Annotated in this window: 11 protein-coding genes and 2 pseudogenes; 3 read left to right on the forward strand and 10 right to left on the reverse strand. The window is 62.6% G+C overall.

What is annotated here, in order from left to right; genetic code table 11:
* The 5 genes and pseudogenes from VFG49_RS09625 to VFG49_RS09645 form a co-directional block, all read right to left on the reverse strand.
* Window positions 1-149: pseudogene (locus tag VFG49_RS09625) on the reverse strand (IS30 family transposase); the annotation flags it as partial.
* A 78-nt stretch (window positions 150-227) separates the two neighbouring features.
* Window positions 228-494: a hypothetical protein gene (locus VFG49_RS09630; protein ID WP_324859859.1), complete on the reverse strand. Its 267-nt coding sequence runs from the start codon at window positions 492-494 to the stop codon at window positions 228-230.
* An 89-nt stretch (window positions 495-583) separates the two neighbouring features.
* A complete protein-coding gene (locus VFG49_RS09635; protein ID WP_324859861.1) occupies window positions 584-922 on the reverse strand; it encodes a hypothetical protein in 339 nt (112 codons plus the stop codon).
* A 96-nt stretch (window positions 923-1,018) separates the two neighbouring features.
* On the reverse strand, window positions 1,019-1,252 hold the full coding sequence (locus VFG49_RS09640; protein WP_324859863.1) for a hypothetical protein: 234 nt from the start codon (window positions 1,250-1,252) through the stop codon (window positions 1,019-1,021).
* Window positions 1,253-1,477: 225 nt separating this feature from the next.
* Window positions 1,478-2,797: an amidohydrolase family protein gene (locus tag VFG49_RS09645; protein ID WP_324859866.1), complete on the reverse strand. Its 1,320-nt coding sequence runs from the start codon at window positions 2,795-2,797 to the stop codon at window positions 1,478-1,480.
* A gap of 285 nt (window positions 2,798-3,082) precedes the next feature.
* Here VFG49_RS09645 and VFG49_RS09650 point away from each other — a divergent pair, with 285 nt between their 5' ends.
* Window positions 3,083-3,550 (forward strand): nuclear transport factor 2 family protein, encoded by a 468-nt coding sequence (locus tag VFG49_RS09650; RefSeq protein WP_324859868.1) that lies wholly within the window; start codon window positions 3,083-3,085, stop codon window positions 3,548-3,550.
* Between the two features lie 243 nt (window positions 3,551-3,793).
* Here the strand turns inward: VFG49_RS09650 and VFG49_RS09655 are convergent, their stop codons facing one another.
* The 5 genes from VFG49_RS09655 to VFG49_RS09675 all read right to left on the reverse strand — a co-directional run bounded on the left by VFG49_RS09655 (window position 3,794) and on the right by VFG49_RS09675 (window position 12,210).
* Window positions 3,794-5,656 (reverse strand): alpha/beta fold hydrolase, encoded by a 1,863-nt coding sequence (locus tag VFG49_RS09655; protein ID WP_324859870.1) that lies wholly within the window; start codon window positions 5,654-5,656, stop codon window positions 3,794-3,796.
* Between the two features lie 114 nt (window positions 5,657-5,770).
* Window positions 5,771-6,442 (reverse strand): glutathione S-transferase, encoded by a 672-nt coding sequence (locus VFG49_RS09660; protein WP_324859872.1) that lies wholly within the window; start codon window positions 6,440-6,442, stop codon window positions 5,771-5,773.
* A gap of 518 nt (window positions 6,443-6,960) precedes the next feature.
* Window positions 6,961-10,428, reverse strand: a complete 3,468-nt coding sequence (locus tag VFG49_RS09665; RefSeq protein WP_324859874.1) for a methylmalonyl-CoA mutase family protein — start codon at window positions 10,426-10,428, stop codon at window positions 6,961-6,963.
* 220 nt (window positions 10,429-10,648) lie between these two features.
* Complete coding sequence (locus VFG49_RS09670) at window positions 10,649-11,587, reverse strand: alpha/beta hydrolase (RefSeq protein WP_324859877.1); 939 nt, start codon at window positions 11,585-11,587, stop codon at window positions 10,649-10,651.
* A complete protein-coding gene (locus tag VFG49_RS09675; protein WP_324859879.1) occupies window positions 11,584-12,210 on the reverse strand; it encodes a TetR/AcrR family transcriptional regulator in 627 nt (208 codons plus the stop codon). The genes VFG49_RS09670 and VFG49_RS09675 overlap by 4 nt, the downstream gene beginning before the upstream one ends.
* A gap of 177 nt (window positions 12,211-12,387) precedes the next feature.
* Between VFG49_RS09675 and VFG49_RS09680 the strand changes: the two genes are divergently transcribed.
* On the forward strand, window positions 12,388-12,708 hold the full coding sequence (locus VFG49_RS09680; protein WP_324859881.1) for a YXWGXW repeat-containing protein: 321 nt from the start codon (window positions 12,388-12,390) through the stop codon (window positions 12,706-12,708).
* Window positions 12,709-12,856: 148 nt separating this feature from the next.
* Window positions 12,857-13,068: pseudogene (locus tag VFG49_RS09685) on the forward strand (hypothetical protein); the annotation flags it as partial.

Raw genomic sequence — 13,068 nt, forward strand, 5'->3', positions numbered from 1 at the left:
CCTCCGGTTTCCGACAGAATCCGGCGTACCGACGAATGGTGTCGATCGAACGACCGGGCGATCTGATGAAGTGACTCGCCACGTTGCCATCGATCCCACATCATCCCTATCTGGGCTTCGGTGTAATAAATCTTTGGTCGCCGGGACATCTTGCAACACTCCTGCTGCTCGCGCAGTCTTTAGTGTGTTGCAACGACCGGCTGAAACCGCAGTCGCGAGCGGACCTTCTACTCGCGGCTAATCGCCGCCTCAAAGTACCTGTCTGCGTCGGCCATCGTCTCGACAACGGCGGGCGCTTCCGCAGTGCTCCAGAAAGGCAGGCGCCATTGCGGATCGTGTCCTTTCTTCAGAACGCAAGCCGACAGTAGTCCGTCAGCCCGATTCACGACCACTGTCACCAGCTCCAGGTCCGGCAGGTAGCGCTCGAACAGCACCGAGTCGCCCTGACAAAGGGACAGATTCCAGATTCCCCCATACCTTTCTTCCCATGCCATGACGCCCCTTGCCCTCTTTGGGATCGCAGCCGAAATGTCCGTTGTGGGTCGACAGCGGACCTTGCGTGGTCCTGCGATCTAACTAATCGTCACACTGATTGCTGCATGGCGACAAGTATCAGCGTCCAAAGGGCTGCCGAAGTGACCGCACCAAGAAACCACGCGATGAATCTCTTCGCCACGATGCCGTACCTTGCCCTCTCAGCAGAATCGTTGAACCAAAGGCGTTTGAAGGGTCGCTCTCGTCGGCCAATGACGAGGAAATAAACGGGTACGAAAAAGAACGCGCATGCCACGCACAGCCAGATCACGTTGTGGGCAAGTACTGATGCTGCTTTGTGCTTTTCTTCCCAAGCTTCCAGCGAAGCAAACGCCAACGCCGACAAAGCGCCTGCCAGGGCCGCTGTCTTGTTAGATGCCGTGATCAATGCCCCTCCAGGGTGAACGTCTCTTGACGAAGTCTGGCTCGAACAAGCCCCCCCTTCCCGACCAATGGCGATGTCCACAATGGGTCGGAAGTTGGCCTAACGGATGACGCCGAAGATCATCACCCAGAGCACCAGAGCGGAGAGGATCGTGATGCCCTGCGAGGCAACCAAGCTCCAGCCAATGGCAGGTTGCTCCCTGCAAAGGCGCCTATTGAGCGCAACGGCCCCCATCTCGGCACCCCAAAGCTTCCTGAAGCGAAACACGACTAAATTGCTATATGCACCGGTGATCGCGATCAGAACCAGCGCTACTAAACGAACTGCATGCATGTCTGCTCCGTACAGGAAACGACGTCCATTATTCACATCCTCAACTATTGCGTCCGCTTCGGGTTGCGACTTCAGCCGGTCGTTCCAACACTCCTGCTGCTCGCGCAGTCTTTAGTGTGTTGCAACGACCGGCTGAAACCGCAGTCAAAAGCAGATCTTACGGTCAGGCCCGACTCGAACCCGACCCATCACAGCGCTGACCGCCGAATCGCGAGCGAACGATCCTCAACGCTGCACCTCGTTCTTCTCCACTGCTCCGCCCTTCATCACGAAGCCGACGTGCTCCAGCTGCGAGACGTCCTTGATGGGGTCGCCGCTGACGGCGATGAGGTCGGCGAAATAGCCGGGGGCTACGGCACCTACCTTGCCCTTCAGGTCGAGCAGGTCGGCGGCGTTTACGGTGGCGGCCTGGATGGATTGCATGGGCGTCATGCCCCACTTGGTCATGACGGCGAATTGTTTGCCGTTCCAGCCGTGCGGGTAGACGCCAGCGTCGGTGCCGAAGGCCATCTTTTCGCCGGCCTTCACGGCGCGCTGGAAGTTTTCGCGCTGCAGGCGGCCCACCAGTTTTTCCTTTTCGACGGTGCTGGCCGGGAAACCCCTCTTGGCGTACTCGCTCAGGATGTAGTCGTCGTTGTAGACGTCGAAGTCGAGGTAGGTGCCTTTCTGCTTGGCGAGCTTGAGGCCTTCGTCGTCGATCATGCTGCTGTGCTCGACGGAATCGACGCCGGCACGAATAGCCATCTTGATGGCTTCAGCGCCATGGGCGTGCGCGGCCACCTTCTTGCCCCAGCGGTGCGCTTCATCGACCAGCGCATTCATTTCCTCCTGCGAGTATTGCGGCGCGCCTACCGAGCCTTCTGCACTCAGCACGCCGGCGCTGGCCATGAACTTGATGACGTCGGCGCCGTTCTTCACGTTCTCGCGGATGCGGTGGCGAATGGCATCGACGCCATCGGCCACACCATCGATGTCGTGGAACTGGATCCACGGCGAGAAGCCGGTGGTGCCGTCGGCGTGGCCGCCGGTGGCGCCCAGCGGCGGACCGGAAACCAGCATGCGCGGGCCGGGGATATCGCCGCGATTGATCGCGTTGCGCAGGGCGACATCGACGTAGTCGTCGGCGCCCAGGTTGCGCACGGTGGTGAAGCCGGCGTCCAGCGTACGCTTGGCGTAGATGGGCGCGAGGATGGCGGAGTCGATCGCGCTGCGCTTGAGGATGGCTTCGTAGTAATCGCCCTTCACTTCGTTCGGATCGCCCGTGAGATGCACGTGGCAATCGATCAGGCCAGGCAACAGGGTGGCGCTGCCCAGGTCGATCACGTGTGCACCTGCGGGCACCTGGCCGTCGTAGCGCACTTCGGTGACCTTGTCGCCATCGATCACTACCAGCGGGTTGTCACGCACGGTGCCGGTCTGCGTATCAACGAGATGCGCGGCGCGCACCACGGTTTTCGCGGGTGCGGCAGGCGCTTCATCCGCGTGGACGGACGCGGCGGTTCCGAGGCTCAGGGTGATGGCAGCGAACAGGGGCAGCAAACGCATGGACGGCGTCTCCGTGGGCAAGGGGCAAAGGACGGCGGGCAGACAGCCGAACGCTACGCGTTGCGCCACGGTCATGCGATCTCCCCCGCGCCACCTTACCGTGAATGCACGCGCTGTGGCGCACGTCGTTGGTCACGATCTGGGCCGGCCTTCACTACTGCAGCGCACCAATGATTCGCCCCCGGGCGGCAGCAGGAACGACCGGCGACGCTCGCTTCATCCGCGCCATGCAACCGTGCATGCTATCGCGCGCCGTCTCCCTGTTCCTTTGCCCGGAGCTGCCCCATGGAAACCCGGCCACCGTTGCCACCTTTCACCGAAGGGACGGCCATCCAGAAAGTTCGGATGGCGGAAGACGCCTGGAACACGCGCGATCCCGAACGCGTCTCGCTGGTGTATACGGTCGACACTCACTGGCGCAATCGCTCCGAATTCCTGGATGGCCGCGACGCGGTGAAGGCCTTCCTGCAACGCAAATGGAATCGCGAGCTCGACTATCGACTGATCAAGGAGCTGTGGACATTTGGCGGCAACCGCATCGCCGTGCGCTTTGCGTACGAATGCCACGACGACTCCGGCCAGTGGTACCGCAGCTACGGCAACGAGAACTGGGAGTTCAACGAGGCGGGGCTGATGGTCAACCGGCACGCCAGCATCAACGACCTGCCGATTGCCGAAACGGAGCGCAAGTTCCATTGGCCGCTGGGGCGCAGACCGGATGATCATCCGGGATTGAGTTCGTTCGGGTTCTGAGATCGTTGCGTGCGTGGCGTGATGCCGGCGCGTGAGGGCCTCGTGCCATCAGCCATGTCGAACCATCGACCGCGCGCAAAATGATCTCCTTCGCCAGTATCTCTCGCTCAACCAAGGGATAGACCGGAGTTGGAAGAGTTCTTGGTGTGGCGCATTGAAGGCGATGAAGCGTGGCCGCCGGCTTGCGGCGCAAGCGGACTCAAGCAGGTATGCAAGGCTGAGCAGGCATGGACATCGGCTGGCTCAGTGAAGCTTGTTCAACTCGTCCATCTTCACCGCTTCCAGTTTCTTGTCGGTGATCGGCGTGGACTGGAGTTCGCTCGCATATTGATAGGCCTGCTTGGCGGCGGTCGCATCGCCCTGCGCCCATAACACGTCGCCTTTCATGCTGTATCCGTAGGCCTTGAGCGAAGGCACTACCTGCATCCTGGTGGAAAGGTCGGCGCGGGCGTGCGCATCGGCGGTATCGATGCTGTTTGGCTTTCCGACCTTGCCAATCTCAACGACCCTTTGCTGTATGTCTGCATAGACGGGCCCGTTGCCATCAGGCAATACGGGGCGTTCCATCGCCTCAAGAACATCTGGCTTCCCGGATTCCGCCGAAATGACGCTGGCCAGCAGGCGCGGGCCAGGTGCGGCCGCGATGCCGGGGGAAGCCTGCGCGGCGTTGCGCAAGGCTGTATTGGCTGGATACAACAACCCCAATGACGCGAGCGCATCGGCCGTGACCACCCACTTGGCGGCGGGCGGCAGGTCCGGTGCGGTCTTCGCTACGGAATCGGCGGCGACATTGGCAATCGTGGCAAACTGCTGGTCTTTCGGCAGGCGCATCAATGCGGCTACGTTGTCCCCCGAAGCCAGGTAGCTGGATACCTGGGTGGTGACGTCCCGCACCAGCCCGTCCTGCTTGGCCTGCACCGCGGCCACGTCCTTGATGCGCACCATGATCAGCCGGTCGCCCAGCGGCGGCACGCTGAGTGTGAAATGGTATTCGTTCTTCAGCTGGCCCTGCATCAGCACCAGCTTCAGGTCATCGCGGTGGTGCGCGGGAATCGCCTTGGGTGTGTCGTCAGGAAGCACGATCAATATGGGATCGGAGATCTGCGCAATCGTGTAGTCGAGCTTTCGATCACCTTGATTGACGAGTCGCGCATCGTTCCTGCCGTTGGGGTCGGTAAGTTCGTAGCTCCAGTGGTCACCCTCCGGCTGGAAGTCAGGCGTCTCCAGCATGGCCTGGTTGGGCGCGCCGAATACGTATTTATTCAACGCATTGACCAGCACGACCACCGAGGGATGATCCAGCCTGTCGGGCTTGACGATGGTGAGATGGTCCGTGCCTTCAATGGCCGTCGGTACGCCTTTGCAGTATCGCGTTGCGCTGGACCAGGGCACGATCATCACGCCGGTGTATGGCGCGGTTTCATAGGCGCAGTTGATGGTCGGCTTGTCTTCGTCGGGTATCCGCGCCCAGTCGTCGTTCAATGACTTGAGGAAATCGTTCTCGTCGGCCATCAGCATCTGCTTCACGGCAGGGTTGTTGACCACATGCTGCGCGATGGCGGTGATCTGCGAGCCCTCCTGCGGCGTCGCGTAGAACATCATCAACGGAACCTTTTCGCGGTGCGCCGGGTTGTCGATCATCTCGCGCATGGCGATCAGGCCTCCCATGCTATGGGCGACGAACACCACCGTCGGATAATTCCACACGCCGTTGTATTGCAGCGACTGCTCAAGCATGTTGGCCGCCTCGCGAACGTCGAGCGAGCCGCCCTTGAGCTTGTTCGACGTAAAACCGAACGCAAAGACGTCGACCTGGTTGCCGACACCGGGAGCCGACTTGAGCAACTGGAAGAAGGTCGTTCCGTTCGCGTTGGTCCAGCTTCCATCCGTATCGCCAAACAGGCCGTGCACGAATACAACAGCCACCCTGGATGGCGGACTGGCCTGCTTCACCCAGTGAGGGTCGGTGGTGTTGGCGGCCGTATTGTCACTGCCGCAACCGGCAAGCAGAGCAATCAGCAGTGGCAGCAGCACCCATCGTGCGCACGCGCCTGCAAACCATCGCTGCGCCAACTTCCCGGCCCAAAAACGCCGCAGAGTGTTCATTTACCTTCTCCCAGGCAATGACATGCGAAGGCCGCCCGATCATCTGGCGTCCGGTGACGGCCTTCAATTGGCTGTTTGGGCTATCTGCCCGGCGCTATTGCGCCCGTGCGAGCCTCAGCTCAGCAGGCTGTAGGGACCGCCGCGCTCCAGCGCGCGGCGGTAAGCGGGGCGCTGATGGATGCGCCGCACGAACGACGCGATGTGCGGATACTGGCTTGCCATGCCGCCGCGCGCCATGGCCGCTTCCAGCGGGAAACTCATCTGTATATCGGCCGCACTGAAGCCGCCACCCACGAACCAGCCGTTCTGGGTGAGTTCCCTTTCGATATAGGACAGGTGCGTCTTCAGCTGCGGATCGACAAAATCCGCCTGCAGTTTCTGCGCGATCTTCCGCGCGATGGGTTTCGCAAAGAACGGCATCTTCGCGCTGGCAATGCGTGATGCCACCAGCTTCAGCAGCAGCGGCGGCATCGCCGAACCCTCCGCGTAGTGCAGCCAATAGGTAAAACGCTGCCGCTCGGGCATGCCCGGCAGCGGCGCCAGCCGGCCGGTGTCATAGCGATCGACCAGGTACTCGATGATGGCGCCAGACTCCGCCACCACCTGCCCGTCATCCTCGACTATCGGTGACTTGCCCAGCGGATGGACGGCCCGCAGTTCGGGCGGCGCGAGCAGGGTCTTTGGGTCACGCTGGTATTTGCGCACTTCATACGGCACATCCAGCTCTTCCAGCAGCCAAAGCACGCGTTGGGAACGTGAGTTGTTGAGGTGGTGAACGGTCAGCATGGCACACGCCCGCGCAGTGGATGGCGGAGGCTAGCATGGCTGCGCGCACGAAGATGTGTCGAACTGCCGTGGCCGTTCAAGAGGGTGACGCGAATGGCACACGTGCCTCGTTCTCTTGGAAGCGCACCCCTTGCTCGACGTCGGCGCTGTGTCGGCACTGCTTCGTCAGGTTCTCGCGCACAGGGTGCGCTCCTGCAAAGGGCGGGCCCTACACATGGCGCGCAGGGGCCGAACCCTTCTCCGTCTTTCGCCGAGGGGCGCGAATGACATGGCCCCCTCTTCGCTTGTGGGAGCGCACCCTGTGCGCGACTGCCGCGTTGTGTCGGCACCGCTTCGTCAGGGTTTCGCGCACAGGGTGCGCTCCTACAAAGGGCGGGCCCTACATGCGGCACGCAGCGGGCGAACTACCCTCAGGCCGCCGTCCCAGCCGAATCCTTGATTGAACAAGGCCTTGCCCAGGCGGTCCTTGAGCGATTGCACGTGTGCACTGGTGGCCTTGTCTGCCAAAACCTACCCGCTTACATGTTGCGACGATATTCGCCGCCCACGTCGTACAACGCGTGGCTGATCTGCCCCAGCGAGTTGTACTTCACGGCCTCCATCAACTGCTCGAACACGTTCCTGCGATCGCGGGCGGTGTTCTGCAGCGTCTTCAGGCTTTCGGGTGCCAGGTCGTTGCGGGCCTTGCCGAATGCCAGGACGTTGCCGATCTGCTGGGCCTTCTCGCCTTCGGTGGAGCGGATGAGTTCGATCTCGGTGGCGATCTCGCCGCCATGGTCCTTGGGCAGGAAGGTGTTCACGCCGATCAGCGGCAGGCTGCCGTCGTGCTTCTTGTGCTCGTAGTACATCGACTCTTCCTGGATCTTGCCGCGCTGGTACATGGTGTCCATCGCGCCGAGCACGCCGCCGCGCTCGCTGATCGCCTCGAACTCCTTGTACACGGCCTCTTCCACGATGTCGGTCAATGCGTCGACGATGTGGCTGCCCTGCCAGGGGTTCTCGTTGAAGTTGAGGCCCAGCTCCTTGTTGATGATCATCTGGATCGCCACTGCGCGACGCACGCTCTCTTCCGTCGGCGTAGTGATCGCTTCGTCATAGGCGTTGGTGTGCAGGCTGTTGCAGTTGTCGAACAGCGCGTAAAGCGCCTGCAGCGTGGTGCGGATGTCGTTGAACTGGATCTCCTGCGCGTGCAGCGAGCGGCCGGAGGTCTGGATGTGGTACTTCATCATCTGGCTGCGCGCGCTGGCGCCGTAGCGCTCTCGCATCGCGCGTGCCCAGATGCGACGGGCGACGCGACCGATCACCGTGTATTCCGGATCCATGCCATTGGAGAAGAAGAACGACAGGTTCGGCGCGAAGTCGTCGATGTTCATGCCGCGCGCGAGGTAATACTCCACGATGGTGAAGCCGTTGCTGAGCGTGAAAGCGAGCTGGCTGATCGGGTTCGCACCGGCCTCGGCGATGTGATAACCGGAGATCGACACCGAGTAGAAGTTGCGCACCTTGTGGTCGACGAAGTACTGCTGGATGTCGCCCATCATGCGCAGCGCGAACTCGGTGGAGAAGATGCAGGTGTTCTGCGCCTGGTCTTCCTTGAGGATGTCCGCCTGCACCGTGCCGCGCACGGTCTGCAGGGTGTCTTCCTTGATGCGCGCGTAGGTCTCGGCGTCCACCAGCTGATCGCCGGTGATGCCCAGCAGGCCAAGACCAAGACCCTCATTGCCCTTCGGCAGGTCACCCGAATACTGCGGACGGCCATTCGGGAACATCGATGCCATCTTCTTCTCGGCGGCGGACCAGCGAGCCGGATCTTCCTTCAGGTGCTTTTCGATGTTCTGGTCGATCGCGGTGTTCATGAACATCGCGAGGATGATCGGCGCCGGACCATTGATGGTCATCGACACCGAGCTGGTCGGCGCGCTGAGGTCGAAGCCGGAATACAGCTTCTTCATGTCATCCAGCGTGGCGATGTTGACGCCGGAGTTGCCGATCTTGCCGTAGATGTCCGGACGCGGCGCCGGATCTTCACCGTACAGCGTCACCGAGTCGAACGCGGTGGACAGGCGCGTGGCCGCACCACCTTGGCTCAGGTAGTGGAAGCGGCGGTTGGTGCGCTCGGGCGTACCCTCTCCCGCGAACATGCGGGTCGGATCCTCGCCGGTACGGCGATACGGATACACGCCGCCGGTGTACGGGTAGTAGCCGGGCAGGTTCTCACGCATCAGGAAGCGCAGCTGGTCGCCCCAGTCCCTGGTCTTGGGCGGCGCCACCTTCGGGATCTTCTGGTGGCTCAGCGATACGCGGTAGTTCTCCACGCGGATCACCTTGTCGCGCACCTTGTATTCGTTGACCTCTTCAGTCACCGACTTGTAGCGCTTGGGCCAGTCATGCAGCAGATGGATCGCCTCATGACTGAGTTCCTTGATCGCCGCGTTGTAGCGCTGGCGCAAGGTGAGCAGCGTGCGGTCAGCGCCTTCCTCGTGCAGCGCCTCGGCCTCGTAACGCGCGAGTTCACGCGGAAGGTGCGCGTCGCCAAGCTCTCTCAATGACTCGTAATAGTGCTGCGCCTTGCTGGCGAACTCGGCCTCGCGCTCGATTTCCCTGTTGATGCCACGGCCCTGCTCGGCGATCTCCGCGAGGTAACGCACGCGACTGCCCGGGATCAGCACGGTGGCGCGCGGTTCCTTAAGCGTGGTGTCGAGGTTGGGCGTCCACTTCTCGGCCGGCAGGCTGAGCTTGTCGCGCAACAGGCGGCATAGGTTGGTGAACATCCAGGTGACGCCCGGATCGTTGAACTGGCTGGCGATGGTGGGAAATACCGGCACCTGCTCGTCGGTGAGCGTGAACGCGGTGCGGTTACGCTTCCACTGCTTGCGCACGTCGCGCAGCGCATCTTCCGCGCCGCGCTTGTCGAACTTGTTGAGTACGATCAGCTCGGCGAAATCGAGCATGTCGATCTTTTCAAGCTGGCTGGCCGCGCCGTAGTCGCTGGTCATCACGTAGGTGGGAAAATCCACCAGGTCGACGATCTCCGAATCACTCTGGCCAATGCCGGCGGTCTCGACAATGACGAGGTCGTACGGCTGCGCCTTGAGGAAATCGATGCAGTCGCGCAGCACCGCGCTGGTGGCGGCGTGCTGACGACGCGTCGCCATCGAGCGCATATAGACGCGATGGCTGCGCAGGGAATTCATGCGGATGCGATCGCCCAGCAACGCGCCGCCACTGCGGCGACGCGTCGGATCGACCGCGAGCACAGCGATGCGCATTTCCGGGAACGCATGGAGGAAACGCAGCAGCAGTTCATCCACCACCGACGACTTGCCCGCACCACCGGTACCGGTTACGCCGAGCACCGGTGTCTGCTTGCCGGCCATCTTCCACTGCTTGCGCAGGTGTTCCAGCTCGGTGTCGGCCAGCTCGCCCTCTTCCAGCGAAGAAAGTACGTGGCCGACGGCGATTTCGTCGTCAATGTTCACCAGCGGATTGACCGCGCCAGCGGGCGCGTCCGTGGCGCGCTTCACCGCAGCCGCACGCGTGCGCTTCATGACGTCTTCGATCATCTCGGTGAGACCGAGCTTCATGCCGTCGTTCGGATGATAGATGCGTTCCACGCCGTACGCCTGCAGCTCGCGGATTTCCTCCGGCGTGATCGTGCCGCCACCGCCGCCGAACACACGGATGTGTGCGGCGCCGTGCTCCTTGAGCATGTCGACCATGTACTTGAAGTACTCGACGTGGCCGCCCTGGTAGGACGACAGCGCGATGGCATCGGCGTCTTCCTGCAGCGCGGCGCGCACGACGTCTTCCACTGAGCGGTTGTGGCCGAGATGGATCACCTCAGCGCCCTGCGCCTGGATGATGCGACGCATGATGTTGATGGCTGCGTCGTGGCCGTCGAACAGGCTGGCGGCGGTGACGAAGCGCAACGGGCGGGTTTCCGCCTGGGCTGCGCTGGCGGGAACGTGCTGGGCGGGGGAACTCATGGGGACTCCGAAAACGACGTAACGGCTAATCCCGGGATTTTAGTAGATGGTTACGTTCGGAACATGTTGCGGCGCGGAGAGGGGCTGATTTGCCTTGGTTTTCGTGTGTTTCCGCCGAGACCGTGCGCATGGGTATCGTCGAGTCTGCGGTCGCGCACAGGGTGCGCCCCTACAACGGAGCAGCGCTCTTGTGGGAGCGCGCCCTGTGCGCGACTGACGCTCAACTATCCCCAAACGGCAGATTCGGCGACGACACCACCCGCTCGCCTACCATCTCACCACGCAGGAACGCCAGCGAGGCCTCGATCACTTCGGGCGCGTCCAGCACCTTGTGATGCCCCAGGCCCTGCGTGGTCAACAAACGTGCACCATGCCAGTAACGCGCATAGCGTTCGCCTTCGGACCACGGCACATCGTGATCATCCATGTCGTGCACGATCAGGCCGGGCTGTCCCAGTGTCGGCAGGTGGTGATGCACTTGCAGGTCGTGGATGTTGATGCCCGTCATCGCTTCCAGGCTGTCATGCAGCCGGCCACGCAAATGTTCGCCCAGGCGCACGAACTGGCTGAATCGCTGCGTCGCCGCGACCGGATCGGCAGCGGGCGCCACAAGGATCAGCTTATCAGCGTGCCACGCGTCTCCTTGCGCCAACGCGGTGGCCGCGCCACCAAGTGAATGCGCGATGGCCACCGACGCATCGCCGAAATGCCGGCCGACTTCGCGCACGGTGTCGATGAAATCGGGCAACGTGCAGTAGCGGCCTTCGCTCTTGCCATGGCCTGGCTGATCGAAGGCCACCAGCGCATAACCCATCGCGCGAAGCGACGCGACCCACGGCAGGTAGCGAAGCCCGAAGCTGGACCAGCCGTGCACAAGCAATACATAGGGTTGGTTCGCCGGATCGCCCCATGTATACGTTGCGATCTGGCGGCCACGAATGTCGAGCCGGCCTTCGCGCATGTCCGCGTCCAGCGTGGCTCGCTCGGCGCGTGCACGGCTGCTTGCGAAGGGCGTAATGAACAGCTGCAGCGCGCGTTCCACCGTGCGCACGGGTGCAAGACGGCTGCCCAGTGAAAATCCTGCGCGGACCGCACCCAGCTTGAGGGCACCGGGCCCGTGATGGCGCTTGGCAGGCGTTGGCGTGGCTGATCGTGTCATGGCTTATTCCCCTGGCCCGTGCCCGGGCCATAACTGACGAGCAGGCGCTCAAAGCCGGCCAGGGTGTGCCGGCGCGCCTCGTTGAAACAAAACAGGGCCGCGTCATGATGCAGACCCAGCATCAGCGCGTAGATTTCGAAGGCGAGCTGGGCGGGATCGGTGTCCGCGCCAAGCTCGCCGTTTTCCACGGCATGCTGGATCGCGCGGCATATCTCCTGGCGCCAGCCAGCCTGTTGCTGGGTCACGTTGTCGTGCAACGGACCTTCGCGGCCGTCGTACTCGCCGGCAGCGGTAAGCAGCACGCAGCCGCTCCGATACTCGCGTGCCCATTCGACCCAGTTGGCCACGATGGCCCGCAAGCGCGGGAGCCCGCGAGGCAGCTTCAATGCCGGCCATTTCACCTGCTGGAGAAAGCGCAGTTGCCCCGCCTCCAGCACGGCAAGCTGCAAATCTTCGCGGGAGCCGAAATGCGCGAAGACGCCACTCTTGGACATGCCCACGTCTTGCGCCAGCGCGCCGATGGAAAGCCCTTCAAGGCCATCCCGCCGCGCAAGGTCGTAAGCGTGCTCGAGGATCAATTCGCGAGTGGCCGCGCGCTTGGTAGTGGGGGTTATCGTGCTCATGGCTCGAAAATAGCACGATCGTTCGTTCTTTTTCTAGCAGAGAAAGCTGAACGGATATCGGGACCGACCCGCGCGAACCTGAACAAGCCGACCGTGATCCGTCAACAGCGCGCGGGCCGCTTCGTTCTCCGCGATAAGGCCGCATGGTGCGGCTGCCACAAGGAGATCCCTATGCTGATGAGCACCTCCCGCAAACTTGCCTTGCTTGCTGTCCTCGGCATCGCCAGTGCAGGTGCTGTCTACGCGCCTACGGCAGCGGCCGGCGTCTCGGTCGCGGTCGGCATCAACGTTGCCCCGCCCCCGCCGCGCTACGAGGTGGTTCCTCCCCCGCGAGCGGGCTATGTGTGGGCTCCGGGCTACTGGCGCTGGGAAGGCCATCGCCATGTGTGGGTTGGCGGCTACTGGGTGCGTTCCCGTCCGGGCTATGTCTATCGCCCTGCCCGATGGGAGCGCGACCATGACGGCTGGCGTCTCCACGAGGGTTATTGGGGCCGCTGAGCACGCGGCCGCGAAACCCCAGCAATAGCCGCAAGTATTTCCTGTTGCTGCAAAAACCAACGACGCAGGGGCCTGCCACGAGAAAGGCAGGCCTCAGCGAAGTCCTTCATCGTCCGGCGACTTTTTCACCCTGGAGGCGCTTTCCTTTATGTCGATACGTCTGATCGCCCTTTCCGCCCTCACCCTCCTCGCCAGCGGTTGCGTGGTCGAGCAACCGGCACCGCGCCCGCGGCCGCGACCGGTCGTGGTGGAACGCGAACCCGTGGTGCAACGTGACTACGTCGAAATCGTGGCCACGCAACCACCGCCGGTGGAGCTCGTGGAGCGCGAACCCGCACCTCGCCCGGGCTACATCTGGGC

It is taken from the genome of Dyella sp., assembly GCF_035685885.1.
Lineage (GTDB): Bacteria > Pseudomonadota > Gammaproteobacteria > Xanthomonadales > Rhodanobacteraceae > Dyella.